This is a genomic window from Alsobacter metallidurans (assembly GCF_014636935.1).
Taxonomy (GTDB): domain Bacteria; phylum Pseudomonadota; class Alphaproteobacteria; order Rhizobiales; family Beijerinckiaceae; genus Alsobacter; species Alsobacter metallidurans.
Genome location: NZ_BMES01000001.1, coordinates 1,053,613 through 1,077,879 on the forward strand (window position 1 = coordinate 1,053,613; position 24,267 = coordinate 1,077,879).

22 protein-coding genes are annotated in these 24,267 nt (G+C 70.6%); 5 read left to right on the plus strand and 17 right to left on the minus strand.

Annotated elements, in window-relative coordinates; genetic code table 11:
- Window positions 1-51 precede the first annotated feature (51 nt).
- From IEV99_RS04580 to IEV99_RS04620, 9 genes are all read right to left on the minus strand, one after another.
- A complete protein-coding gene (locus IEV99_RS04580; RefSeq protein ID WP_188516521.1) occupies window positions 52-1,902 on the minus strand; it encodes a monovalent cation:proton antiporter-2 (CPA2) family protein in 1,851 nt (616 codons plus the stop codon).
- 247 nt (window positions 1,903-2,149) lie between these two features.
- Window positions 2,150-3,313 carry an ABC transporter permease gene (locus IEV99_RS04585; protein WP_371875778.1) on the minus strand — a complete coding sequence of 388 codons (1,164 nt, stop codon included), beginning with the start codon at window positions 3,311-3,313 and terminating at the stop codon, window positions 2,150-2,152.
- Window positions 3,314-3,335: 22 nt separating this feature from the next.
- The gene (locus IEV99_RS04590) at window positions 3,336-4,358 is read right to left on the minus strand and encodes an ABC transporter permease (RefSeq protein ID WP_188517646.1); all 1,023 of its coding nucleotides are present in this window, start codon (window positions 4,356-4,358) and stop codon (window positions 3,336-3,338) included.
- Window positions 4,359-4,365: 7 nt separating this feature from the next.
- A complete protein-coding gene (locus IEV99_RS04595) occupies window positions 4,366-6,291 on the minus strand; it encodes an ABC transporter substrate-binding protein (protein WP_188516523.1) in 1,926 nt (641 codons plus the stop codon).
- On the minus strand, window positions 6,288-8,201 hold the full coding sequence (locus tag IEV99_RS04600) for an ABC transporter ATP-binding protein (protein ID WP_188516524.1): 1,914 nt from the start codon (window positions 8,199-8,201) through the stop codon (window positions 6,288-6,290). The genes IEV99_RS04595 and IEV99_RS04600 overlap by 4 nt, the downstream gene beginning before the upstream one ends.
- A gap of 159 nt (window positions 8,202-8,360) precedes the next feature.
- A complete protein-coding gene (locus tag IEV99_RS04605) occupies window positions 8,361-10,289 on the minus strand; it encodes a glycosyltransferase (protein ID WP_244643551.1) in 1,929 nt (642 codons plus the stop codon).
- Window positions 10,286-11,413 carry a glycosyltransferase family 4 protein gene (locus IEV99_RS04610; RefSeq protein WP_188516525.1) on the minus strand — a complete coding sequence of 376 codons (1,128 nt, stop codon included), beginning with the start codon at window positions 11,411-11,413 and terminating at the stop codon, window positions 10,286-10,288. Before IEV99_RS04610 ends, IEV99_RS04605 begins: the two co-directional genes overlap by 4 nt.
- Complete coding sequence (locus IEV99_RS04615) at window positions 11,413-12,729, minus strand: glycosyltransferase family 4 protein (protein ID WP_188516526.1); 1,317 nt, start codon at window positions 12,727-12,729, stop codon at window positions 11,413-11,415. Before IEV99_RS04615 ends, IEV99_RS04610 begins: the two co-directional genes overlap by 1 nt.
- Before the next feature lie 10 nt (window positions 12,730-12,739).
- On the minus strand, window positions 12,740-14,020 hold the full coding sequence (locus IEV99_RS04620; RefSeq protein ID WP_188516527.1) for a glycosyltransferase family protein: 1,281 nt from the start codon (window positions 14,018-14,020) through the stop codon (window positions 12,740-12,742).
- Between the two features lie 343 nt (window positions 14,021-14,363).
- Between IEV99_RS04620 and IEV99_RS04625 the strand changes: the two genes are divergently transcribed.
- Window positions 14,364-14,537 carry a Flp family type IVb pilin gene (locus IEV99_RS04625; protein WP_188516528.1) on the plus strand — a complete coding sequence of 58 codons (174 nt, stop codon included), beginning with the start codon at window positions 14,364-14,366 and terminating at the stop codon, window positions 14,535-14,537.
- 14 nt (window positions 14,538-14,551) lie between these two features.
- Here IEV99_RS04625 and IEV99_RS04630 read toward each other — a convergent pair whose 3' ends face one another.
- On the minus strand, window positions 14,552-15,451 hold the full coding sequence (locus IEV99_RS04630; RefSeq protein ID WP_188516529.1) for a LysR substrate-binding domain-containing protein: 900 nt from the start codon (window positions 15,449-15,451) through the stop codon (window positions 14,552-14,554).
- 168 nt (window positions 15,452-15,619) lie between these two features.
- On the opposite strand from IEV99_RS04630, the gene IEV99_RS04635 reads away from it, so the two are divergent.
- Window positions 15,620-15,991 carry a DUF1127 domain-containing protein gene (locus IEV99_RS04635; RefSeq protein ID WP_188516530.1) on the plus strand — a complete coding sequence of 124 codons (372 nt, stop codon included), beginning with the start codon at window positions 15,620-15,622 and terminating at the stop codon, window positions 15,989-15,991.
- Window positions 15,992-16,068: 77 nt separating this feature from the next.
- Here IEV99_RS04635 and IEV99_RS04640 read toward each other — a convergent pair whose 3' ends face one another.
- The gene (locus IEV99_RS04640; protein ID WP_188516531.1) at window positions 16,069-16,812 is read right to left on the minus strand and encodes a 16S rRNA (uracil(1498)-N(3))-methyltransferase; all 744 of its coding nucleotides are present in this window, start codon (window positions 16,810-16,812) and stop codon (window positions 16,069-16,071) included.
- 406 nt (window positions 16,813-17,218) lie between these two features.
- Between IEV99_RS04640 and IEV99_RS23715 the strand changes: the two genes are divergently transcribed.
- Entirely contained in the window at window positions 17,219-17,716 is a 498-nt protein-coding gene (locus IEV99_RS23715; protein WP_244643553.1) for a hypothetical protein, read from the plus strand.
- The gene (gene ubiA, locus IEV99_RS23720; protein WP_244643555.1) at window positions 17,713-18,660 is read left to right on the plus strand and encodes a 4-hydroxybenzoate octaprenyltransferase; all 948 of its coding nucleotides are present in this window, start codon (window positions 17,713-17,715) and stop codon (window positions 18,658-18,660) included. The genes IEV99_RS23715 and ubiA overlap by 4 nt, the downstream gene beginning before the upstream one ends.
- Window positions 18,661-18,798: 138 nt before the next feature.
- Here the strand turns inward: ubiA and IEV99_RS04650 are convergent, their stop codons facing one another.
- Window positions 18,799-19,653 carry a dienelactone hydrolase family protein gene (locus IEV99_RS04650; protein WP_188516533.1) on the minus strand — a complete coding sequence of 285 codons (855 nt, stop codon included), beginning with the start codon at window positions 19,651-19,653 and terminating at the stop codon, window positions 18,799-18,801.
- 130 nt (window positions 19,654-19,783) lie between these two features.
- Here IEV99_RS04650 and IEV99_RS04655 point away from each other — a divergent pair, with 130 nt between their 5' ends.
- Window positions 19,784-20,005, plus strand: a complete 222-nt coding sequence (locus IEV99_RS04655) for a DUF2093 domain-containing protein (protein WP_188517648.1) — start codon at window positions 19,784-19,786, stop codon at window positions 20,003-20,005.
- Here the strand turns inward: IEV99_RS04655 and lpxK are convergent.
- From lpxK to IEV99_RS04680, 5 genes are read right to left on the minus strand one after another with little or no spacing between them, the layout of a single operon-like run.
- Window positions 19,989-20,999: a tetraacyldisaccharide 4'-kinase gene (lpxK, locus tag IEV99_RS04660; RefSeq protein WP_188516534.1), complete on the minus strand. Its 1,011-nt coding sequence runs from the start codon at window positions 20,997-20,999 to the stop codon at window positions 19,989-19,991. The genes IEV99_RS04655 and lpxK overlap by 17 nt on opposite strands.
- Window positions 20,999-22,255, minus strand: coding sequence for a 3-deoxy-D-manno-octulosonic acid transferase (locus tag IEV99_RS04665; protein ID WP_188517649.1), 1,257 nt, complete (start codon window positions 22,253-22,255; stop codon window positions 20,999-21,001). Before IEV99_RS04665 ends, lpxK begins: the two co-directional genes overlap by 1 nt.
- 26 nt (window positions 22,256-22,281) lie before the next feature.
- Window positions 22,282-23,007, minus strand: coding sequence for a lysophospholipid acyltransferase family protein (locus tag IEV99_RS04670; protein ID WP_188516535.1), 726 nt, complete (start codon window positions 23,005-23,007; stop codon window positions 22,282-22,284).
- Window positions 23,008-23,031: 24 nt separating this feature from the next.
- Window positions 23,032-23,277, minus strand: a complete 246-nt coding sequence (locus tag IEV99_RS04675) for a DUF4170 domain-containing protein (RefSeq protein ID WP_188516536.1) — start codon at window positions 23,275-23,277, stop codon at window positions 23,032-23,034.
- 42 nt (window positions 23,278-23,319) lie between these two features.
- The gene (locus tag IEV99_RS04680; protein WP_188516537.1) at window positions 23,320-24,171 is read right to left on the minus strand and encodes an inositol monophosphatase family protein; all 852 of its coding nucleotides are present in this window, start codon (window positions 24,169-24,171) and stop codon (window positions 23,320-23,322) included.
- Window positions 24,172-24,267: the final 96 nt, after the last annotated feature.

Here is a 24,267-nt window from a genome sequence, read left to right on the forward strand (position 1 = left end):
CAAGGTCTCACGGGTTGTGCATTTTTCCAATGCGCGTGTGGGCCGACGCCCTCATTCAATCGTGGGGATATCCATCACGTCCTGGGTTTCCGCCGTCAGCGCCTTGGAGCGCGCCTTCGGCGCCGTCAGCGGCTCCGGCGTCAGCCGCGGAACGAGCTTGCTGAAGTCCGCCGGACGCAGCTTGCCCTCCACCTGCTGGAGCGCCAGGCGCTGCTCGTCGCGCTCGCGCACGCCGAGGCGCACTTCCTCGGCGCGGGAGGCTTCGGCGCCAAGGGCGATCAGGGTCTCGCGGCCGAACTCCAGCGCCGAGATCAGCGTCTCGCGCATCTGGTAGTCGACGCCGGCCTTGATCAGGTCAATCGAGTGGATGCGGTCATACGCACGGGCGTGCACCTGGGCGAGCGGGAAGTTTTCGCGCACGAGCTCCACGATGGTGAGCGCCGCCTGCCGGTCGTCCACACACACGGCGATCACGCGCGACTGCCCGGCCCCGGCGGCCCGCAGCACGTCGAGCCGCGCGCCGTCGCCGTAGTAAACCTTGAAGCCGAACTTGCCCGCCGCCTTGATGCGGTCGACGTTGTTGTCGATCACGGTGACGTCGACGCCGTCAGCGAGCAACACCTGCGTGGTGAGCTGGCCGAAGCGGCCGAACCCGATCACCAGCACGCTGCCCTGCGCGCCGTCGAAGCTCGCGGGGTCGAATTCCGGCTCCGGCCGGGCGGCGTCGCGGCGCTCGATCCCGATCTCGATCGCCTTGGCGGTGATCGGCCCGAGCACCATGGTAAGCGCCGCCAGCGCCGAGGCGAGGCTCGCCGCCTGCGCGTCCAGGATCGCGAGCGCGCCCGCCATGGGGACGAGCACGAAGGCGAACTCGCCGGCCGGCGCGAGCAGGGCGGCGCTGCGCAGCGCGTCCCGCGGCTGCGACCCCATCCAGCGCTCCAGCGCGAACGCCACCGCGATCTTCAGCGCGATCAGCCCCACGGCGGCCAGCGCCAGCGGCAGCGCGCGCGACAGGATCACGGTCGCGTCCATGCCCATGCCGACGCTCATGAAGAACAGCCCGAGCAGGAGCCCGCGGAACGGCTCGATGTCGGCTTCCAGTTGGTGCCGGAAGTTGGATTCCGACAGCAGCAGCCCGGCCAGGAAGGCGCCGAGCGCCATCGACATGCCGGCGTGCTCCATGATGATGGCGGAGCCCAGCACCACCAGCAGCGCAGCCGCGGTCATCACCTCCCGGGCGCCCGTCCAGGCCAGCACGCGAAACAACGGGTTCAGGAGGTAGAGGCCGGCCAGCACGATCGCCGTGATGGAGCCGACCGCCACCCCGGTGGAGCGCAGCCCCTGCCAGAGATCCGGCCCGGCCGCCGCCGTGCCGGGCGCCAGCAGCGGCACGATCGCGAGGATCGGCACCACCGCCATGTCCTGGAACAGCAGCACCGCGAAGGTGCGCTGGCCGTGATGCGTTTGCAGCGTTCCGCGCTCGTCCAGGATCTGCAGCGCGATCGCGGTGGCCGACAACGCAAAGGCGACGCCCAGCAGGGCCGAGGCGCGCACCGTGAGCCCCAGCGTCATGCAGGCGAGCGCGATCAGCGCGCCGGTGACGAGGAACTGCGCGGCCCCGAGCCCGAAGATGTCGCGCCGCATGGCCAGCAGCTTGGACGGCTTCAGCTCCAGCCCGATCACGAACAGCAGCATCACGACGCCGACTTCGGCGACGCCCCGCACCGAATCCGCGTCGTTGAACAACCGGAGGCCCGCCGGGCCGATCACCGCGCCGGCCACCAGATAGCCGATCACGGCTCCCAGCCCGAGCCGCTTAAAGATCGGCACCGCCAGCACGGCGCTCAGGCAAAAGATCAGGATGGGCGCAATGAAGCTCGTCGTTCCGTGTGTTTCAGGCATGAGTCCGGGCCGGAGAGGGGGATGCGGGATCATAAGAGACGATTCACAAGCTGGCGAGGGCGCGCGCCGCAACAGAGGCGCGAAGCGCCCACCCTCCCCTTGAGGGGGGAGGGTCGCCGCAAAGCGGCGGGGTGGGGTGACATCGGGCGAAGGGCGTCAACAGCTCAGCCAAGCCGCACCGTCACCCCGCCCCGCCGGGCTTCGCCCGTCGACCCTCCCCCTCAAGGGGAGGGTGGTGACGCGTCCCTCAGCTATACGGATCCGCAGCGTCCCGCAGGCCGTCGCCCATGAAGTTGAAGGCGAGCACCACGAGCACCACCGGGACCATCGGGGCCAGCAGCCAGGGATAGAGGTTTACGGCAGCGAGATTCTGCGCCTCGTTGAGCAGCACGCCCCAACTGGTGACGGGCGGGCGCAGGCCGAGGCCGAGGAAGGACAGCGCGGTTTCGCCCAGGATCATGGACGGGATCGACAAGGTCGCGCTGGCGATCAGGTGGCTCATGAAGTTGGGCACGAGATGATGCGCGATGATGCGCGCCCGCGAGGCGCCCATCAGCTCGGCGGCGCGCACGAACTCTTCCTCGCGCAGGGCGAGCAGCTTGGAGCGCACGGCGCGCGCCAGCCCGGGCCAGTCCAGCAGGCCGAGGATCAGCGTGATGGCGAAGAACACCAGCACGGGGCTCCAGTTGGCCGGCAAGGCGGCCGACAGGGCGAGCCACAGCGGCAGCTCGGGCAGGGAGCGCAGGACCTCGATCATGCGCTGCACGGTGGCGTCCACCCAGCCGCCCATGTAGCCTGCGAGCCCGCCCAGCGTCAGGCCGATCACGAACGACACCGCGATGCCGAGCAGGCCCACCGTGAGTGAGATGCGCGCCCCATAGATGATGCGCGAGAAGAGGTCGCGGCCGAGCTTGTCGGTGCCGACCAGAAAGAACGTGCCGCCCTCCGGCGGGCAGACGAGATGGAAGCGGGACTGGATCACGCCCCAGAACGCATAGGGCGCGCCCTGGCAGAAGAAGCGCAGCGGCTGTGGCTTGGTCCGGTCCTCGACGTATTCGCGGCGGAATGTGTCGAGGTTGAACTTGAACGCGTAGGGATAGACGAACGGCGTCCGCAGGCTGCCCTCGTGCATGATGTGCACGCCCTGCGGCGGGGCCGAGAGGTGCTCGGCGTTGCGCGTCGCCAGGCCGTAGGGGGCGATCACCTCCACGAAGGGCAGCATCAGGTAGAGCGCGACGAGGAAGATCGCCGAGGCCAGCGCCACCCGGTGTCGCTTGAATTTCCACCAGATGAGCTGCAGCGACGAGGCGCGATAGAACGCCTCTTCGTGCGCGCTCATCTTCTCGGCCGCGCTCGGGTCGAACGGGGCCGTGTTGACGTAGTGGCCCGGGGCGTTCGGGTCGTGCGTGATGGGGGCGAGGCTGGCGCTCATCTCACCTCTTTCGCCCGCCAAAGCGGATGCGCGGGTCGATGGTGGCGAGCAGCAGGTCCGACAGGAGCATGCCGACCACCGTCAAAACCGCCACGAACATCAGGATGAACCCGGCCAGGAACTGGTCCTGCTGCTTCAGCGCCTGCAGCAGCACCGGCCCGACGGTGGGCAGGCTCAGCACCAGCGACACCAGCACAGAGCCGGAGATCAGGTGCGGCAGCAGGTTGCCGATGTCGGCCACGAAGGGGTTCAGCGCCATCCGAAACGGATACTTGATCAGCGCCGGCATGGGCCGCATGCCCTTGGCCTTCGCGGTGATCGTGTACTGCTTCTGCAGCTCGTCCAGCAGGTTGGCCCGCATGCGCCGGATCATCGCGGCCGTGCCCGAGAGCCCGATCACCACCACGGGGGCGATCAGGTGCGAGCCGATGGAGCCGAGCTTGGCCATGCTCATGGGCTCGCCGTCGTAGCGCGCGTCCATCATCCCGCCGATCGAGATGCCGAACCATCGGTTGAGGTAGAACAGCAGGATCAGGGCGAGGAGGAAGTTTGGCGTCGCCAGCCCGATATAGCCCAGCAGCGTGGCGGCGTAGTCGCCCCACGAATATTGCCGGGTGGCCGAATAGATCGCGATCGGGATCGCGATCACATGGACGAAGATCACGACGGCGACATTCACCAGCAGAGTCAGCCCGAGCGCGCCGCCCACGACCTCGTTCACCGGGCGCTGGAACTCGAACGACCAACCCCAGTCGCCCTGCAGCAGGCCCGAGAAGCCGTTGGGACCGGACCAGGCGCCGATCCAGATCAAGTACTGCTCCCATACCGGCCGGTCGAGACCGTATTGGGCGCGCAGGAACTCGGCCTTGGCGGCGGCCGCCGGGTCGCCCTGCGAGCGCAGCTCGGCGATCTGGTTGCTGAGATAGTCGCCGGGCGGCAGCTTGATCACCACGAACACCAGCGCCGAGATGGCGACCAGCGTCAGCAGCATCGTGACGGCGCGGCGCAGGATGTAGAGCGCGATCGCCATGTCAGGCGCCTGCCGCGTAGTAGTATTCGTCTATCCGGTACACGCCCATCAGCGAGGTCGGCTCCCAGGAGAACAGCGCCTTTTCGGGCACGTTGCGCAGCCGCTTGTTCACCACCACGGGCTGCAGCTCGCCCGCAATGGTGCCGATCGTCCACTGGTTCTCGGCGTGCAGCGCCAGCATCTCGCGCCAGATCGCGGCGTTGCGCGTGTCCTCGGTGGCGCTCAGCCACTCCTTGTAGAGCGCGAGCAGGCGCTTGCCGCCCGGCGTGTCGGGCTCCTCGCCGTTGTGGCCCTGCGTTTCGAACCACTGGCCCCATTTGGGCCAGCTGTAGTGCTCCTGCCGCACCGGCGCGAGCTCGGTGGGCGGCATCATGGCGGTCGGCACGGCGTTGTCGAGGCCGGTCGCCGCCACCATCACGGTTTGGCCCGAGAACGAGCGCTGGCGCAGGATGCCGCGGTCCTGCGGCTTCATGAACAGCTTCACCCCGACATCGCGCCAGAACTCGGTGATGAGCTGCAGCGCATCGACGATATCGGTGGACTCGCCGTCCACCTCCACGACGATCTCCAGCGTCCTCCCGTCCGGCAGGGTGCGGAAGCCGGAGGAATCGCGGCCCGTCAGGCCCACTTCGTCGAGCAGCCCGTTGGCGAGCTCGGGGTCGTAGGCCGCGTTGTCGGTCCGGAACACGTCCGAGTACAACGGGCTGGTCGCCAGCACGGTGTTGTTGCCCTCGACGCCGAGCCCGAACAGCAGCGCGTTGTTGAGGATGCGCCGGTCGATGGCGGCCGACAGCGCGCGCCGGTAGCGGATGTCGCGGTTCAGCCGCCGCCACTCCGGGTCGGCCGTGTTGAGGTTGGGGTAGAGCGTGTAGATCGACCCGCGCGCATAGGGCCAAAGCAGCGTGCGGTAGTTCTGCGCCGCTTCGCCCTCCTTCAGCACCGGCACGTCGTTCATCGAGAGGCCGCGCGCCTGCAGGTCCACCTCGCCGGCGTTGCTCTTGGCCGGAAACAGCCCGGGCGAGGCCACGTCCACCAGCACCTTGTCGACATAGGGGAGCTGCCGCCCCTCCGGGTCGAGCCGGTGAAAATAGGGGTTGCGCTCGAACACCATCCGGTTGGCCGGCGGCGGCGTCACCAGCCGCCAGGGCGTCAGCACGGGCGCGTCGGGGTTGCTGTACTCGTAGTCATCGTCGAGCCGGTTGTGCAGCGCCGCCCAGTTGCGCAGCTTGGCGGCCGCGATCGCCTTCTCGATCACGCCCTTCTCGGCGTAGCGCTTGTGGAACGCCCGCAGATATTGCGACGGCGAGAACAGCCGCAGCGGCCGCGGCATCGCGAGCGCCGGCAGGAACCGCGGGTTCGGGGCGTCCCAGGAATAGCGGATGCGCAGGTCGTCGATGATCTCGAAGCGCGGCAGCTTGCCGTCCACCATGAAGAGCTCGGGCGGCCCGCTCGGGCTCAGGTCCTTGTTGAGCGCCACGTCCTCCCAGTAGTAGCGGAAATCCTCGCTCGTGAAGGGCTGGCCGTTGGACCAGCGATGCCCGCGCCGCAGCGTGAACGTGAAGACGCGGTTGTCCTGCTCCTCGTAGCTCTGCGCCAGGTCCGGCTGCAGCGTCAGCGTCTCGTCATAGCCCACCACGCGCGTGTAGCCGTTCGCCGACATGTAGCGAAGGTCGCGCGTCTTCGCGATCAGGGTGCGGATCTCGCCGCCATAGCGCCCCACCGTGCGCTTGCGCGACGCGAAATCGGCGATCAGCGGCGTGGTCGGCAGGCGGTCGATCACGGGCGGCAGCAGGCCCTTTTTCACCCGCTCGGCCAGCATGGGCGACTCCTGGAAGGAGAACCCCTCCGCGCGCAGGGCGCCTGGCGCCGCTGCGGCGGCGGCCGCCGCCAGCCCGGTCTGGAGAACGCCGCGACGCGTGATCGTCATGACGCGGCCCTCAGCGGCTCGGGTTGCGCCACGGCATCGCAGGGCCGCGCCAGCGCGATGCGGTGGTCGGGCTCCACCTCCACCATCTCGGGGCGGGTCTCGCCGGGCACGAGGCGGAACGGCTCCGGCCAGTCCGCCGGGTTCGAGAACCCCCCGCCCGTGAGGCGCGAGAAATCGAGCAGGTGGTCGAGGTCCGGGCTCGGCACGGCGGCCAGCAGCGCCTGCGTGTAGGGGTGCTTGGGCGAGCGGAACAGCGTCTCGCGCGGCGCCTGCTCGACGATCACGCCCCGGCACATCACCGCGATGTCGTTGGCCATGTAGTCCACGACCGCGAGGTTGTGCGACACGAACAGGTAGGAGAGCCCGATCGCGGTCTGCAGGTCCTTCAGCAGGTTCAGGATCTGCGCCTGCACGGACACGTCCAGCGCCGAGGTCGGCTCGTCACACAGGATCACGGCCGGGTTCAGCGCCAGCGCGCGCGCCAGCCCGATGCGCTGCCGCTGCCCGCCCGAGAACGAATGCGGGTAGCGCCGCATGGAGCGCTGGTCGAGACCGACCAGCTCCAGCAGGTCCTTCACGCGCTGGAAGCGTTGGTCCTCGCTGCCGATGCGATGGATGCGCAGCGGCTCGGCCAGGATGTCGTACACCGTCATGCGCGGGTCTAGGCTCGAGAACGGGTCCTGGAACACGAACTGCACGGCCCGGCGGTAGTCCTTCAGGTCCGAGCCCTTGAGCTTGAACACGTCGCGCGCGCCGGTTCCGTCGTCGAAGCACACGGTGCCGCAGTCGGGCGCCATTGCGCGCATGATCACCTTGGAGAGCGTGGTCTTGCCCGAACCGCTTTCGCCCACCAGCCCCAGGGTCTCGCCCGCGCGCAGCGTCAGGTTGACGTTGGAAAGAGCCGCGATCCGCTGCGGCGTGCCGAAGAGCCCGCCCGAGCGCAGCGTGAAGGTCTTGCTGACGCCGGTGACGTCCAGCACGGTGCGCCCCGCCGGCACGGGATCTCGCCCGCAATGGGCTGCGGCCGCCGCCGCTGCGGCGTCGATCTTGATCTCTCGCAGCGGCGTCAGGCGCTCGTCCTGCTTCATGTCGAAATGCGGCACGGCGCGCATCAGCGCCACCAGATAGGGATGCTGCGGCCGGCGGAAGATGTCCTCGCGCTCGCCGCGCTCCATCACCTGGCCGCGATACATCACCACCACGTCGTCCGCCATGTTGGCGACCACGCCGAGGTCGTGCGTGATCAGCAGCACGGCCATCTGGGTTTCGGCCTGCAGCTCCTTGATCAGCGCCAGGATCTGCGCCTGCGTGGTCACGTCCAGCGCGGTGGTGGGCTCGTCGGCGATCAGCAGGGCGGGCCGGCAGATCAGCGCCATCGCGATCATGGCCCGTTGGCGCATGCCGCCCGAGAGCTCAAACGGATAGGTGGTGAGCATGCCCTTGGGGTCGCGGAAGCCGACCCGCTCGAAAACCGCCATGGCGCGCGCCTCGGCGTCCTCCTGGCTCACGCCGTCATGGATGCGCAGCGCCTCCGTCACCTGGTCGCCCACCGTGTGCAGCGGCGACAGCGACGTCATCGGCTCCTGGAAGATCATCGCCAGCCGCGCGCCGCGCAGCTGCCGCATCTTCTCGCTATCGGGATCGAGCTTGACGATGTCCACCGGCCCGCCGCCGAGCGGATCGCGAAACATGATCGAGCCGTTGACGATGCGCCCGCGCTTGGGCAGCAGGCGCAGCATCGCGTTGGCGGTTACGGACTTGCCGGAGCCGGATTCGCCAACCACCGCCAGCGTGCGGCCGGGATAGAGATCGAACGAAACGCCGCGGACCGCGTGCACGAGCCCGGCGTCCGCGGTGAAATCCACCGCGAGATCCCGGATGCTGACCAGCGGTTCGGTGTTCGGCGTCATCTCGCTCCCGCGGTCCCGCTCGTGGTCGGCCGTCCGGACCAGAAGAGCCGGAGCGGACGAACCTGTCGACGAGTTTTCGTGTCCGTCCCGCATCTTGGCCTCACCTGTCCCTAACGCACAACTCCGGGATAAAGGCGACGCTGGCATGAAACTCCCGCTTCAGCCATGCGGTAGCGCAAACGCCTCTTCGGCGGACACGAAACGGACGGCCCCGGAGGCGCCCAGCCGGGCGAGAAGCTCCTCGACGAAACTCCAGATCCAGCCGTCGTGCACAAGATGGTGGGTGAGCAGGCCAAAGGCTTCGTCCAGGTCTGCGCCCCCTGCCGCCATCGCCCGCGCATGCGCGGCGACGATCCCGATCAGCGCGGCCTCGTCGGCGAGCCCACGATCTCCATGCCAGTCGATGGGATCGAGATGCGTGTTGACCTGCCTCAGCCCCGGCGCCGCCTCGCGGGCGCGCCGAGCCCTGAACGTCGACAGGCCGCGAAAGCCGAGCCCCGGGAGCGCGGGCACAAGCGCCGGGTCGATCCGGTTCCAGGGCGGAACCAGCACCGGCAGCGCGCGCGCGCCGAACATCTCCTCCAGGCGGTCACGGCCGAACTGAAGCTCAGCCAGCACCAGATTGCCCGGCGCGTGCCCGAGCTCCTGCTTTTTCGCGCCCTCAGGCGCGTGGTTGCGGTGCGCCCACCCATGCTGCAACACGCTGGCGAACGGGGCCGTCCGCAACCTCTCGGCAAGCTCCGGCCGCACCGCTTCGGGAATCACCGCCAGCGCGACCGGGCAGCCGACGCGCTCGGCCAGCGCGAGCATGTGGTCCAGCGCCGGCGAAGGGGCGACGCAGTCGTCGTCCCGCCACCACACCGCCATGCTGCGCCCAGCCGCTCGCAAAGCCGAGAGCCCATCGTCCAGTTCGCGCCAGGCCAAGGCCCGCTGCGTCGCCGCCGCAGCGGCGCTTTCCAGAATCGCGCAAGCGCGCTCCGCTCCGTCGCGCCAGTCCGGCCAGTGCGGCCGGGGCCCGGCCGAGACCTCGTGAACGGCGCGCAAAAGCGCCTCCGGGGTGAGGTTTGCTTCCTGGAGGGTCACGACGAGCCCGCGCTCGGCCAGGGCCTCCGCCCGCAGGCGCTGCTCGCGCTCGCCGCCCTGCTCGAAGGGAACCAGCACGGCCCGCGCGCCGGCCGCCGCGATGTCCATCACGGTGTTGTAGCCCGCCTGGCTCACCGACACGGCGGCCTCGCGCAGCAACTGGACGAAATCCGGCCGGGCCCGTTCGACAACCACGCGGTCGCAGCCGTGCGCCCGCAGCGCCTCGAAGTCGCGCTCCGCGACTCCATGCCCGGCCAGGATGCGCCAGGGGCGCCAGAGCGGATCGACGCGCCCGGCGGCGACGCCGGCGCTCAGCAGCGGCAGGCCGGCCGCGCCGCCGCCGCCTGAAACCACGATCGCGCCGGCCTGCGCCGGGGCGGGCTCGCCGGTGGGCGGAGCCTCCGGCGGCGGGTCGCCCACATAGCCCGTATAGGCGAGCCGGCGTTCGAGCTCATCGCCGACAGGCCAGGAGGCGTCGAGCGGAACCACCTCCGGGTCGCCATGCACGAGCACCCGATCGTAAAAGGCGCAGAGCCGCTCCAGCGTCTCCTGCGCGCGGACCGCCCGCGACGGCGATTGCAGAATATCCCTGACGGAGCACACCACGGCCGGGCGTGGGTCGCGGCCGCGCGCGCTTTGGAGCAGCGGCACGAATTCGGCCGCGAGCTGGCGGCGGCCAAATGGAAACAGCTCCGTCACCAGCAGGTCGGGCCGGGTGCGCTCGAAGGCCGCGAGCGTGAGCGCCCGGCGTTGGGCCAGAGCCTCCGCCGTCAGGGGCGCGTCGTCCGCCCCGAGCAGCGTCGCGAAATCTGTCCCGACACAATGCGCCGGGGGCAGCTGCACGAGGTCCACCCCGTCGAGCCGCACCATGGGGGCAGGCCTGCCGCCGCTGACCAGCGTGACGCGATGGCCGCGGCGCGCCATGGCGCGGGCCAGCGCGGCCGTGCGGGCGAGATGGCCGGTGCCCAGCAGATGCGTGACAACAAACAGCGCCGAGATGCTCACGAGGCGCGCTCCGCGAAAGCCCGGCCGGCCTCGGCCAGCGCGCCGCGCAGCCGCGCGGAGGCGGCATCCAGCGTGCGGCCCCCGAGCGCCTGGTCCCGGGCTGCGACGCTCAGCGCGCGCAGCCGGCCGGGGGCGTCCAGCAGCGACCCCAGCGCGCTCGCGAACGCAGCCGCGTCGCCGGGCGGCGTCAGCACGCCCGTGCGGCCATTGTCCACCACGCCGGCGACGCCGCCATACGCGCCCGCAAGCGCAGGGCAACCAAACAAGGCGGCCTCCAGAAAGGCCATGCCGAAGGCTTCGTTCACGGCCGGCCACGCGAGCAGGTCGGCGCCCGCGTAAAGCCGGGCCAGCCCCGCCCGGTCCAACTCGCCATGGAGACGGACCCGGTCGCCGAACCGTGCGAAAGCGGCCTCGACCTCCGGCCGCGCAGGGCCGTCTCCGGCCACGTCCAGCGTCCACGGCCGCTCATCCAGCGTCGCGAGCGCTTCGGCGAGCACGCGAAACGACGCCAGCTTGTCGCCCGCCCGCATCATCCCGACCGCCAGCAGGCGGGGCCGCCCGGCGGCCGTCGCGGCTGGCCGCTCCAACCGCGGCCAGGCGGCCGCGTCCAGAAAGGGAGGAAAATCGATGAGCCGCTGCGCCGTCGGCCGGGCCGCCTCGAGCATCGGCCGGTCCCGCGCGTTCATGATCAGCACGGCGTCGGCCCGATCCAGCGCCGCCTCGGCCAGCGCATGCCCGACCGCCCACGGGCCGCCGGCCCGCTTGGGGGCGCGTGAGCCCTCCACCACCACGTATGGCAGCCCGAGCGCGGTCGCGACCGCGGGGCCGAACACATCCGGCGCCTTGTAGTGCACATGGTAGGTCAGCACCGCGCCGGGCCGCTCGGCCGGCGGGCGGCTCTGCGCCTCCTCGACGAAGCGCCCGGCCGCGTCCCGGGCCTCGGCGGCAAGCCGGCGCATGAGGCTCGCGTCGCCGCGCGGGTCGAACATGCGCAGCGCGAAGGGTCGCTCGGCCGCGATGCCGGCCTGCTCCAGCGCCCGCAGCAGCAGGCGCGCGATCTCCCGGTCGCCGGACGGAGCGGGGTGCTCCGGCGGCTTCAGGGGCGCATGAAAAACGACGCGCATCAGGACGCCGCTGCGGCGAGCGTTCCGGCCGGAGAGGCGAGGGGAGCCTCGGCCCCGAGCGACCGGTCCAGCCTGTGAGCGACGGCCTCGACGCCCGCCTCGAACGAGAAGTCGCGAACCCGGCGCGCCGCCGCATCGCCGAGCCGCGCGCGAAGGGCTGGCGAACGGATCAAGGTTTCCAGCGCATCGGCCAGCGCAACGGGATCGCGGGTCGGCGTCAGCACGCCCTCCACGCCCTCGCGGACGAACTCGGGCACGCCCGCAAAGGCGGTGGACAGGATAGGCAGCGCCTGCGTGGAAGCCTCCATGATGACGTTGGGCAGCCCGTCGCGGTCGCCGTGGTCCCCTTCCCGGCAGGGCAGCGCGAACAGGTCGGCGTCGCGCATCGCCGCCACCACGGCGTCCTGCGCCTGGCCGCCCAGCCACTCGATCCGGTCTGCGAGGCCAAGCGTCGTCGCCCGGGCGCGCAGCGCATCCTTGAGCTCGCCCGAGCCGATATGGGTAAACCGCCAATGGAGGCCGGCGGGCAGGCGGGCCAGCGCATCGAGCAGATCGTCGTAGCCCTTCTTGGCCACCGCGCGCCCGACCGAGAGAATGCGGACCGGATCGCCCGGATCGGACCCGTCGCGCGCCGGGCGCGATGGCGGCGCGGCCGGGAAGCGGGTCAGGTCGAGGCCGTGGTAGATTAGCGCGACCCGGTCGGGATCGTCGGCTGGCGCGAGGCGCCGCAATTCGTCCAGCCCCATGGCGGTGCACGTGACCCCCCAGGCGGCGTCCGCGATCTTCTCGCGCTTCTCCCAGTCCGGCGTGGTCCAGATGTCCTTGGCGTGCGCCGAGAAGCTGAAGGTGCGGCCGCTCAAGAGACAAGCGTAGCGCACCACCGAGGCGGGCGTATGGAGGTAGTGCACGTGCACGTGCCGGATCGCCGGGTCGAGCTCACGCGCCAGCACGAGCGCCTGCCCGAGCCGCCGGGCCCGATTCGGCGTGAAGTCCCGCTTCAGGTCGCGCCAGAACAGGCGCAGCAGCGCGCCCAGCGCCGGCCTGCGCAAGGCGGCCCCCGCGCCCGCCAAAACCCGCAGGGGCTCCTGGTACAGGTATTCCGGCAGGTAGGACGCCTCGGCGCGGATCTGCCGGTTCAATGGGTGCACGGCCTTGTCGGTGGGCCGTCGTAGCGCCCAGATCGCAAGCCGGAAGCCGGCGCGCTCCAGCCCCAGCATCTCCTGCGCGATAAAGGTCTCGGAGAGGCGCGGATAGCCCTTCACCACCACGGCGACGGCCGGCGGCGCCGCGCGTCCCGGCGCAGGATCAAGCGTCATGGACGCCGGCTCACTCGGCCGCCATGCCGACGCCGGAGCGACCGCGCCCGGTCCGTGCGTCCTCGAACCACGGGCGCGTCATCGCGCCGATGCGCTCCAGCCCGTCCAGCAGGTCGGGGATCACGGCCTGCGAGGGCTTCGGCTGGCTCATCAGCGCCCGGATGGCGGCCGCCATCTCGAGCGGGTCGTGCGTGGACGGCGGGTTGTCGAGCCCGTCGAGCTGGCGCACCAGGCCGGCCTCCTCGGCGAACTGCGCCCGGATCGCCTGTTCCAGCCGCGGCGTCTTGCGCGGCACGATCAGGCCGGGCTTATCCATCGAGAGGATTTCGCAGAACGTGTTGTAGCCGCCCATCGCCACGATGGCGGACGCCTTCTGCATCAGGTGTTCGATCTTGGAATCAAACGCGATGGCGTCGACCTTCTCGAGCTTGGCGATGCGCCCCATCAGCGATTGCCGCGCCCCGCGCGACACGAAGGGGCCGAACACCACCAGCGCCGGGATCGGGATGTCGGGGTCGCGCTCATAGGCCGACACCACCCAGTCGAGCAGCGCCGGCCCGTCGCCGCCGCCGCCGGTGGTGACCAGCACGAACGGCCCACGCGTCAGCTTCGGGTAGCGCGAGAACTGCGGCGCGTCCGGCAGCTCGCGCCGCAGGTAGCCCGTATAGGTGATGCGGTTGCGCACCGCTTCCGGCAGGTCAAGCGCCGCCAGCGGCTCGTAGAGGCGCCGCAGGCCGTAGATCCAGATGTCGTCGTAGAAGTCCACCAGCGCCTGCACGGCGCCCTTGCGCTCCCACTCGGGCGCGAGCAGCGCCGGCTCGTCCATGACGTCGCGGATGCCCAGCACCAGCCTCGCGCCGCGCTGCTTCATCAGCTGCAGCGTCGGCAGGATCTCGCCGCGGAAGCCGGTCGGCTCCTTGTCGACGATCACGAGGTCGGGATCCAGCGCCAACGCGGTGTTGCGGATGATGGCCTCGCGCAGCGCCACCGCCTCGTCGAGTCCGATCTTGAGGTTCAGGGTGGTGTAGTCGCCGTCCGGCAGCTTCACCACGCCCGGCACGCGCACGAAGTCGACGCCGTTGCCGAAATCGAAGCTGCCCACCACGGGCGAGCCGGTCACGATCACCACGGAAGCGTCCGGCGCGGCCTGCACGAGCGCGTTCGCGATGGCGCGCGACCGGCGCAGATGCCCGAGCCCGAACGTGTCGTGACTGTAGATCAGGACCCGCGGGGCGCGTTTCACGCCGGCGCCCCAGGAAGCGCCGAATGCGCCTGGAACGGGTTGGAACATCGTGTCGCACTCCCGCTCGCAAGGGCCCAGGCCCCCAGGTCGGCACTCGAATCGGCAGGTGCAAACGCCTGCTGGAAATCACTGTTCCGCAGCGTCGGCTCGCGCCGGGAGTTCTGGCCTACGCGCTTCACCAACTCAAGGTTACACGCCTTGGCGTGACCAGCAAGTGACGAGAATCAAGCCGGCGCTCACCGGAGCAGAACCCTATCCGACTCGCAAAAGGCCCGCCACGGCGCCCTTCTCGCGCGGAAACACAACCATAGCGAGCTTTTTCACCGCCATGATCACGCTCCATTAAAAGACACGCGCGTAAGTTGCATGAACTGAGGTTGGCGACCCCCTGATGATCCGCGCCCTTAAACACTTCCGCCAAGACGAAACGGGCGCGACGTCCATCGAATATGGGCTGATCGCCGCCATCATCTCGCTGGTGATCATCGGCGGCTCCGGCTCCATCCGCAGCGCGCTGTGGGACCTCTTCAACTCCATCCTGAGCAACATGGCGTCAGCCGCCTGACGGCCCGGCCCGGCTCACTCCGCCGCAACCGCGTCATCGTCCGGCGCGATGCTGGCCCCCTTCAAATTGTCCAGGCTGGACACGATGTGTCCCGCCAGCGCGTCCGCCAGCGCCGAGCGCTCATGCCGGTTGCGCATCAGGCCGATCTTGCAGGACGGCAGCGTCGGAAAGCCCTCGGACGGCCCCAGCACGCGCATGCCCGGCCGCGCCGCGCTCTCCGGCAGCACGCCCACCGCCAACCCGGCCAGCACGGCCGCCCCCACGGCGTTGGAGTTCCAGCTCGAATACAGGATGCGGTAGGGCCGGCCCATCGCGTCCAGCCGCTCGGTCGCGGCCTGGCGCCAGTTGCAGGTCGGGCGTCCCAGCGCCAGCGGCAGCAGCCCCTCCTCGTGCACGGCGTGGCGCAGCGACGCCACCCACAAGAGCCGTTCCTTGCGGATGATCTCGGCCGGGCCCCGGCTCTCCACATGCGTGATGATCGCGAGATCGAGGTCGCTGGTCTGGATCCGGTCCGCCAGCATGGGCGTCGGCTCGCACACCACCGTCACCTCCACCTTCGGATTTGAGCGCGAGAACCGCGCCAGGATCTCGGGCAGGTAGCGGTCCGCGTAGTCGTCCGGCACGCCGAGCCGCACCCGACCGGCGAGCTCGGCGTCCGCGAAGCTCGCCAGGCACTCCACGTTGAGCCGCAGGATGCGCCGGGCGTAATCGAGCAGCCTTTCGCCGTCCTCGGTCAGGCGCGAGGCCCGCCCGTCGCGCTCGAACACCGGCTTTCCGAGCCGCTCCTCCAGCCGCTTCATCTGCATGGACACGGCTGACTGCGTCTTGTGCACCACCTCGGCCGCCTTGGTGAACGACCCCGTGTCGCAGATCGCCACAAAGGTCTTCAGCTGATCGATGTCGAGAAGGTGCATGACTTCACCCGGTCGCGCGTGACGGCCCTGTGACAATGATCGTTTTTACTGATGCAGTCCATCATGAACATTCGTTTCACTTATGATCTGCGGTTGCGTAGATCTGTCGCACGGCCGACGTCCCGGCCGCCCCCGCCGCAATGGCGCGCAAACATGCAGGAGATCACGATGACCGCCCCCGCCCAGCAGGCCCTCGCACCCTCGTTCACCGGCGCCGGCGCGCTTGTGGCGCGCGTGGCCGTCGCCTGGAAGCGCTGGCGCAATCGTCAACAGGTCGCCGAGCTCCTCTCGCTGGACGACCACCTGCTTGCCGACCTCGGCGTGGCGCGCGGCGATGTTTTCGAGGCCCTGGCTCATCCGCCGGCCCGCGACTGCTCCGCCTCGCTCGGGGCCGCCGCCACCCGGGCGCGGCAGGAAGAGACGATGAGGCTTCGGGAAAGCCTTCGATCGGCTCGGATTCTGAGCCTTCCGAAAGCCGGGATCCAGCCCGCCGCGGCCGCAGGAGCGGCTCCCGCCGCGCAAGTCGGCCACGCCGCCTGACCCATCCCCCGTTTAGCGGCTGCGCGACCCCCTCCCGCAGCCGCTCCTGGGGCCCCGCTTCACGGCGGGGCCCTTTTTTAGGAGCGCCAGTCGCCGAGCGTCGCCTGGACAAGCGCCAGCGCGGCCACCGCGGCCGTGTCGGCGCGCAGGATACGCGGCCCCAGCGAAAGACGCAGGAGCCGGGGCAGGCGCAGCAATTGGGCGCGCTCCTCCGGCGAAAACCCGCCCTCGGGGCCGATCAGGATCGCGGCCGGCCCGGGCTCAACCCCCCTCAGCGCCGAAAGCGGGTCTGCAACTTCAGCGTCTTCGTCGCAGAAGATCATTAATCGTGATGGATCCCAGTCGCCCAGCAGCCGGTCGATCCGGACCTCGTCCGCGACCTCCGGCACGCACAGCACGCCGCATTGCTCGGCGGCCTCCACCACATTGGCCCGCATGCGCTCGATGTTGACCCGCGACACCTGCGTGTGCCGCGTGACCACGGGCTGGATCCGGCTCGCCCCCATCTCGACGGCCTTCTGCAGCATGTAGTCGAGCCGCGCATGCTTCAGCGGCGCGAACAGGTAATGGAGGTCGCCTGGCGCCGGCTGCGGCCGCGTCTGCTCGGCGATCTCGGCCGCCGCGGCCTTCTTGGAGCCCTTGCCGATCCGGGCCAGGAACTCGCCGTCGCGCCCGTTGAACACGAGGAAGCGGTCGCCCTCCTGCATGCGCAGCACGTTCAGAAGGTAATGCGAGGGATCGCGCTCCAGCGCCAGCGTCTGGCCGGCCGCCAGCGCGGCGTCGACGAAAATGCGGTGCGCGCGAAAATCATAAGCGGCCACGGCGGCTCTCCTGGAAGCGCCCCTCATAAAGCCGCGCCGTCCGGATTTCAGCCGTTTTCTCGCGCTAGGACCGGCTGAACTCCCAACGAAAGGTCGAAAGCTCTTCTTCGTTGCGGCGACCAACAATCCCCTCATCCTGAGGAGCATCGCCCCTTGGCGATGCGTCTCGAAGGACGAGGGACTCCAGGATCAGCGCATGATCGAGCGCACTGGACCCCTCGTCCTTCGAGACGCAGGCCCAAGCGGGCCCGCTCCTCAGGATGAGGGGCATTGGAGACGCCGGCGGCTTAGACGTCAGGGAGGCGGTCGCTCCGCCCACCGCAAATCGCGTGAGGCTGCGCGCGGACGATTGCGCCGCTTCGCCTCATGCTGGTAAGGAACCTCGATGGTAAACAGGGGACGAAGCATGGTCTCGGCGGATGTGCGTGCGCGGTTGGCGGTCAGGTTCGCGCTCGCCGTGATGATGGGCGGCGCCGCGCTGGCGTCGTTCGGCTCGCAGGCTCACGCGCAGGCGGCGGCGTCCGATTGCGCGTCCATCGGCCCGCTGCTGCAGCAGCGCGGGGCTCTTCTGCAGCGCGCCACCAATTTTGCCAAGAAGAAGCCGACCGCGGCCGAAGCCTGCAGCGTATTCACGAGCCTCGCGGCCAATGGCGCCAAGGTGCTGCCCTGGCTGAAGACCAACGCGGACTGGTGTCAGGTGCCTCCGCAGGTCACCGAGACGATCACGCAGCAGTCGGCCCAGGTGAACAAGGCCAAGGCCAACGCCTGCCAGGCGGCCGCCATGCAGAAGAAGATGGAAGCCCAGGCCAAGCGCGGCGGCGGCGGGCCGCAGGCGCCGGGCCTGTTCGGCGGCGGCGACGATGTCGTCGGCGGCCCCATCAAGATGCCCCAGGGCGCTCTGTGACGGACAGCCCGTCCGCGGCCGGCCCGGTTCTCCCGGACGCGCCGCGCGGCAACCTCGTCGATAGCTACGCGCCGGCCGCGTGGCGGCCCTATCTTCGTCTCGCCCGCATCGACCGGCCCATTGGCTGGTGGCTGCTGCTGCTGCCCTGCTGGTGGTCCGCCGCCGCCGCGGCGGGCGCCGACGGCTCCGGCCCTCCGTCCATTCTCACGCTCGCGCTGTTCTGGATCGGGGCCGTGGCGATGCGCGGCGCCGGCTCCACCTACAACGACATCATCGACCGCGACCTCGACCGCCAAGTGGAGCGCACCCGCAACCGGCCAATTCCGTCCGGACAGGTCACGGCCCGGCAGGCGGCGTGGTTCCTGCTCGCCCAGTGCGGAGTTGGCCTGGCGGTTCTGCTGCAGTTCAACCGCTTCGCGATCGCGACCGGCTTCGCATCGCTGGTTTTCGTGCTGATCTACCCATTCATGAAGCGCATCACCTCGTGGCCGCAGGCCGTGCTGGGGCTCGCCTTCGCGTGGGGCGGCCTCATGGGCTGGGCGGCGCATTACGGCGCGCTCGGCTGGCCGGCGGTGTTTCTGTATGCGGCCGCCATCGCGTGGACGATGGGCTACGACACCGTCTACGCCATCCAGGACCTGGAAGACGACGTGATCGCGGGCATCAAGTCCACGGCCCGCATGTTCGGCGCCCATGCGCGCGAGGCGATCGGGGCGCTCTACCTCTTCGCCATCGTGTTCGCGGCCGCCGCCATCCGCAGCGCCCATCTGGGGGTCTGGGCCTATATCGGCCTCATAGCCTTCGCCACGCACCTCTTTTGGCAAGTCCGCGTCCTGCGCAAAGCCGACGGCGCCGTCGCCCTCCGCCTCTTCCGCTCCAACCGCGACGCCGGCCTCCTCCTCTTCGCCGGCCTCGCCCTGGACGCCGCCGTCCGCACCCTCTGAGCGCCTCGCCGCCGCCTCGCCGTCATTGCGAGCGCAGCGAAGCAATCCAGACCTAAGGGCCGGGCGTCAGACTGGATTGCTTCGCCCTCCGGCTCGCAATGACGCGAGGGGACGCCCGCCATTCGCGCAAACAACCCCTCACCGCGCCAAAAACGCCGGCACCCGCTTGATCGCGTCCTCGCGGCCGGCCGGGTTGGTGCCGGCGCGGGCTTCGCCGCTGTCGGAGGCCGTGTAGGCGAGGCCGCGGCGGGTGACGACTTCGAGGTTGGGGTGGTCGAAATCGTGCACGGCGTCGGGGTACGTCACCAGGGTGGCGTTGCGGCCGGCCGCCTTGGCCTGTTCGACGAGGCGACGGCAGGCGTCCGGGGGCGTCCAGTCGTCGTCCTCGCCGACCAGGATCAGCAGGGGCAGGCGCGGCTTGTAGTGGCCGGTGGCCGCCAGTGTCCGACAGCCGGGATAGAACGCCACCGCGCGGGCGAAGTCCGGGCCGTCCCCCATGGCGGCGCGGTCCGTCTTGGCGTCCCGGATGGCGTAGAGCGTCGTCGAGGCGCCGTTGGACCAGCCGAGGATGTTGACGGCCTCGGGCTTGACGTAAGGCTGGGCCTGCAGCCAGCGCCGCGCCGCATGGGCGTCGCTTTGCCGCTGGTGATTGGGGCGGACGACGCGTTCGCGGTTGCGGCACTGCGGCCCTTGGGCGCGCGGGCCGTAGCTGTCGGGCATCAGCACCACAAAGCCCAGGCCGACCAGACGCTCAGCCCAGTCGGCGTCGCGCGGCGCGATGGCGCCGTTGCGCAGAAAGAGCCCGCCGCAACCATGGAGGGCCACCACGGCCGGGAACGGCCCCAGGCCGGCCGGCTTGTAGAGGGCGGCGGCCAGCACCACGTCAGATCCCGGCAGGCGGATGCGCTCCGGCCCGGCCGCGCGGACCGTCGCCGGGTGGGCAGCCGCGGCCGTCATCCACAACAGCGCCGGAAGCAGGGCGGCGAGACGCATCAATCGAACACCGGGTTTTGGACGGGAGGCTTGGATGGGGCCTCGCGCTGCGGTACACAGCGCGGACCCTTGACGCCAGCATCGCCGGTCCCGGCGGCGTCCGCAAGATCGAGCAGGAGTGATGCCTGTGCTGAACCGTTTCGAACGCCGTGGGCCCGTGCAGGGCGAGGCGGTCGTGGAATATCTCGACGGGGATTTTCGCGTCGTGAAGCCGGGCGCCTTCGTGCGCTGCGCCGTCACGCGCCAGCAGATTCCTGTCGACGAGCTCCGCTACTGGGACGTCGACCTGCAGGAGGCCTACGCTTCCCGCGAGGCCGCGCTGGAGCGGCTCGGCGTCACCCGGAAGAGCTGAGCGCCCAACGCTCCAGGGCCGCCGCGAAGAGCCGGTCGGCGGCGGCCGGGTCGCGGAACCGCAGCGTCACCGGGAGCACGTGGATCTCTCGTTCCTCGCCGGGGGCGAGCAGGCCCGCGAGCCGCACCTCGTCCTTGGCTGTGGTCACCACGAGGAAATCCTTGCGGCGCGCCCGTGAGAGCAGCCGCGCCACTTCGCCGCGCGTAAAGGCGTGGTGATCGGGAAATGGTTGTTCCTCCACCACCCGCACGCCGGCGTCGCGCAGCGTCGCGAACATCTTCTCTGGCCGGCCGATGCCCGCGAAGGCCAGCACTTTTTTGCGCTTCAGGGCCGCCACGGCTCGCGGATCGGGCGCGAGATCGGCAAACAGCACAGGAACGCCGCGCGCGGCAGCCTCGGCCGCGACGGCCTCGCCGGGCGCGCCCGGCCCGATCACCAGCACGGCGTCCACCTGGCCGAGTTGGCTGGCGAGAGGGGCCCGCAACGGCCCTGCAGGAAGGCACAGCCCATTGCCCACGCCCGCCGCGCCGTCCACCACGGCGATCCGGAGGTCCTTGGCGAGCGAGGGGTTCTGCAGTCCGTCGTCCATGATTACGACGTCGCCCAGCGCCGCGGCCAGCCGCGCACCGCCGACGCGGTCCGGCGACACCACCGTGGGGGCGCGGCGCGCCAGCAACAACGGCTCGTCGCCGGTGAAATCGTGCCGGTGCCGGGCGAGGTCGACCCGGGTCGGCTCGCGCACCTTGCCGCCATAGCCGCGGGACAGAAAGGCGGGACTCCGGCCCAGTGCGGCAAGGCGGTCCGCCGCCGCAAGCGCGGTCGGGGTTTTGCCGGCGCCGCCGGCCGTGAAATTGCCGATGCATACCACCGGAACGCCGACGCGTTCGCCGATGCGCTTCATCCGGACCGCGGTCGCCGCGCCGTAGATCCACCCGAGCGGGGCGAGCAGGCGCGCGGCCGGCCCCCGGTTCCGCCAAAAGGCGGGAGCGCGCATCAGCGCTCCTCCAGGTGCATCTGCATCAGGTAAGGCTCCACCGCAGCCATGGTGCGATCCACGCCGCCGCCAAAGGAATCCACTGTGGCGGCGGCGGCGCGCGCCATCTTGCGCATCCGCATGCCATCGCCGAGCAGGCGCATCAGCGTGTTGGCGAGCTGCTGTGCGTCGGGAACCGCCAGCGCGCCGCCGTCGCGGTCCAGCGCCGCATAGACGTCGGCGAAGTTCTGCACGTGCGGGCCGTGCAGGATGGCGGCGCCGAGCTTGGCCGGCTCGATCGGATTCTGGCCCCCGTCGCCCACCAGCGACTTCCCGACGAACACCACCGGGGCGATGCGGTAGAACAGGCCGAGCTCGCCCATGGTGTCGGCGATGTAGAGATCGACGCTGGTGTCGGGCTCCAGCCCCCTGGAGCGCTGCGCGGCGCGCAGCTCGAAATCCCCCGCCACGGCCGCAATCTCGTCGCCACGCTGCGGGTGGCGCGGCGCGATGATGGTGAGAAGGCCGGGAAAATGCGGCGCGATGGCGCGGTGCACGGCGGCGACGATCTCGTCCTCGCCCGGATGCGTGGAGGCCGCGATCCAGCACGGCCGGCCAGCGATCAATCCGCTCAGGGCCGACACCCGCAGCGGATCGGCCGGCGGCGGCGGCACGTCGAACTTCAGGTTCCCGACCACGCCCACCCGGGGCGCGCCCAGCCGTGCGAGCCTGTCGGCGTCGCCGGGCGACTGCGCCAGGCACAGGTCGAAGCGCCCCAGCACGGCCTCGATCATCCCGCCCATGCGCTGCCAGCGCCGGAAGCTGCGCTCCGACATGCGGGCGTTCACGAGCACCAGCGGAATGCCCCGCCGGTCGACGTCCACCAGCATGTTGGGCCAGATCTCCGACTCCGCGATCAGCACCAGGTCGGGCTGCCAGTGGTCGAGGAAGCGGCGCACGTAGGCGGGCACGTCCAGAGGCGCGAACTGGTGGAACGCGCCGGCGGGCAGGCGGCGCTCCAGCAGGCGCGCGGACGTGACCGTGCCCGACGTCACCAGCACGGCGAGCCCGCGCTGGGTCAGGCGCTCCACCACGGGCAGGAGCGAGAGCGTCTCGCCCACGCTGGCGCCGTGCAGCCAGGCGACGCGCCCGCGCGGGCGCGCGAGGGAGGGCTCGCCCCGGCGCTCGCCCACGCGGGTGCGCTCCTCCTTGCCCCGGCGGGCCCGGGCCTGCAGCAGCAGGCGCGTGAACGGGCCCAGCAGGCGCGTGCCGGCCATGTAGGCGCGCAGGCTCAGGGGCGTGCTCACGCGGCGCGCTCCTGCGGGCGCAGCGCGGCCCCGGGGTCGTGTCCGCCCACCAGCGCGTACGCGCGGGCGTGCACGTCGTCGAGCGCGCGCTCCAGCCGCGCCCGCGCGGCCTCCAGCGCCCCCGCGTCCGCGTCCGCGGCCACCCGGATGGGCTCGCCCACGGCCACGACCCCGCGCCCGAACGGCAACCCAATCGAAGTCCTGTCCCAGTTGGCGAGGGTGAGGCGGCGGCTGGTGACCACGGCGGCCGGGATGATGGGGCGGCCGGAAAGGCGCGCCAGCGTGACGATCCCGAGCCCGGCCACGCGGGCCGTCTTGGGCACGTCGGCCGTGAGCGTGACGCTGTCGCCGCCCGCCAGCGCCCGCAGCATCTCGCGCAGCCCATAGACCCCGCCGCGTTTGTGCATCTTGGACGGCTGGCCGCCGGAAGCCCGGATCGGCCGGATGCCGAAGCTCTCGCAGGCGGCCGCGTTGATGCCGCCGTCGCCATGGCGGGAGATCAGCACCGCGTAGCGGTCCTGCGGCCGCTTGCCGAGCGGGATCATGAAGTGCTGCCCATGCCAGAGCGCGCAGATATAGGGCGCCTCGGCGTCGAGCCGGGCGAAAAGGTCCGGCGGATCCACCGTGAAGCGGTTGGTGCGCTTGACGAGGCGCAGGTAGCCGGCGAGCAGGCGCCCCACGGCGGTCTGCACGGCCTGCGATCGTCCGATGGACTTCAACATGGGCGTGTTTGGCGCCGGCCCGCCTCAGCGCGCCGCGGCCGTCTCCGACGGATCGAGCAACCGGTGCAGGTGCACGATGAAATAGCGCATGTGGGCATTGTCGACCGTGGACTGGGCCTTGGCCTTCCAGGCCGCGTGCGCCGACGCATAGTTCGGGAAAACGCCCACGATGTCGAGCTTGGTAAGATCCCGGAATTCGGTTCCGTCCAGGGTCACGAGTTCGCCGCCGAACACGAGATGCGGCAGTTGCTTGGCGGGGGTATCGGTCATCGGTCGGGTCCTTGACGCTGGTTGCGCAAACGGGGTGGGGGGCTAGAGCCCCGCGATGGCGTCCTTGTGGCCCGCCGCCCTGGCGATCGGGCCGGCGGACAGGAGCCGCGCGAGGTCGCCCGCGAGCGCGGCGCCGGCCACCGCGATGGGCTCATGCATCGTGCTGGTGCGGTTGTATGTCGGCGAAACGCCGGATGGCGTCTCGATCACGGCCCCGGCCGCCGTCACGATGGCGTGCGCGGCCGCAAGGTCCCAGTCATGCGCCTTGCCGCTCGCCAGCGCGCCGTCCACCGAGCCGTCGGCGACATGCACGAGCCGATAGGCGAGCGAGTGGATGCGCGGCATGCGCCGGAACGGCGTGCGCGCCGCCTCCATGGCGTCCAGGATCGGGCCCGGCCCGGCGATGCGGGCTTGCGCGATCGCGCCATGGCCGGAGGCCCGGATCGGCGCGCCGTTGCGGAGCGCCGGCCCGCCGGGCAGCGCCTCGTACATCACGTCCTGGACGGGCGCGTACACGAAGCCCGCCACCGCGATCCCGTCCTCGACGAGGCCGAGCGCGATCGTCCAGTCCGTGTCGCCGCGCGCGAAGGAGCGCGTGCCGTCAATCGGGTCCACCACCCAGACGTGGCGGCGGTCGAGTCGCGACGGATCGTCGGCGGTCTCCTCCGACAACCAGCCGAAATGAGGCGCGAGATCCATCAGGCGCGCCTTCAGGAAGCGGTCGACCGCGAGGTCGGCCTCCGTGACGGGCGAGCCGCCGTCCTTGTAGCTGACGTCGGCCGACGTCGCGGCGCCGTGCCGGAAAAACGAAAGGGCGAGTTTCCCGCCCTCGATCGCGGCCGCACGGGCGGCTTCGAGCGCGCCTTCCGGGATGTGGCTCGGCTTGGGGGCCATGCTGGTTTCCAGTTCGGGGGAGCGCTGTCTTCTAGCCTCGATGCTGCAACGCGGCAAGCTCAGGCCACGCTGCAAGGGACCGGTAGGGAAAACGGC

What these genes read in the sequence shown, in the direction of transcription:
- IEV99_RS04630 (WP_188516529.1), bottom strand. Translation starts at nt 15,451, where the DNA reads ATGCACCTTCTCGACATCGATCAGCTGAAGACCTTTGTGGCGATCTGC.
- IEV99_RS04595 (WP_188516523.1), bottom strand. Translation starts at nt 6,291, where the DNA reads ATGACGATCACGCGTCGCGGCGTTCTCCAGACCGGGCTGGCGGCGGCC.
- IEV99_RS04600 (WP_188516524.1), bottom strand. Translation starts at nt 8,201, where the DNA reads ATGACGCCGAACACCGAACCGCTGGTCAGCATCCGGGATCTCGCGGTG.
- IEV99_RS04650 (WP_188516533.1), bottom strand. Translation starts at nt 19,653, where the DNA reads ATGCGTCTCGCCGCCCTGCTTCCGGCGCTGTTGTGGATGACGGCCGCG.
- IEV99_RS04615 (WP_188516526.1), bottom strand. Translation starts at nt 12,729, where the DNA reads ATGACGCTTGATCCTGCGCCGGGACGCGCGGCGCCGCCGGCCGTCGCC.
- IEV99_RS23715 (WP_244643553.1), top strand. Translation starts at nt 17,219, where the DNA reads ATGGTCTCGGCGGATGTGCGTGCGCGGTTGGCGGTCAGGTTCGCGCTC.
- IEV99_RS04675 (WP_188516536.1), bottom strand. Translation starts at nt 23,277, where the DNA reads ATGACCGATACCCCCGCCAAGCAACTGCCGCATCTCGTGTTCGGCGGC.
- IEV99_RS04670 (WP_188516535.1), bottom strand. Translation starts at nt 23,007, where the DNA reads ATGTTGAAGTCCATCGGACGATCGCAGGCCGTGCAGACCGCCGTGGGG.
- IEV99_RS04610 (WP_188516525.1), bottom strand. Translation starts at nt 11,413, where the DNA reads ATGCGCGTCGTTTTTCATGCGCCCCTGAAGCCGCCGGAGCACCCCGCT.
- lpxK (WP_188516534.1), bottom strand. Translation starts at nt 20,999, where the DNA reads ATGCGCGCTCCCGCCTTTTGGCGGAACCGGGGGCCGGCCGCGCGCCTG.
- IEV99_RS04580 (WP_188516521.1), bottom strand. Translation starts at nt 1,902, where the DNA reads ATGCCTGAAACACACGGAACGACGAGCTTCATTGCGCCCATCCTGATC.
- IEV99_RS04620 (WP_188516527.1), bottom strand. Translation starts at nt 14,020, where the DNA reads ATGTTCCAACCCGTTCCAGGCGCATTCGGCGCTTCCTGGGGCGCCGGC.
- IEV99_RS04625 (WP_188516528.1), top strand. Translation starts at nt 14,364, where the DNA reads ATGATCCGCGCCCTTAAACACTTCCGCCAAGACGAAACGGGCGCGACG.
- IEV99_RS04680 (WP_188516537.1), bottom strand. Translation starts at nt 24,171, where the DNA reads ATGGCCCCCAAGCCGAGCCACATCCCGGAAGGCGCGCTCGAAGCCGCC.
- IEV99_RS04635 (WP_188516530.1), top strand. Translation starts at nt 15,620, where the DNA reads ATGACCGCCCCCGCCCAGCAGGCCCTCGCACCCTCGTTCACCGGCGCC.
- IEV99_RS04665 (WP_188517649.1), bottom strand. Translation starts at nt 22,255, where the DNA reads ATGGCCGGCACGCGCCTGCTGGGCCCGTTCACGCGCCTGCTGCTGCAG.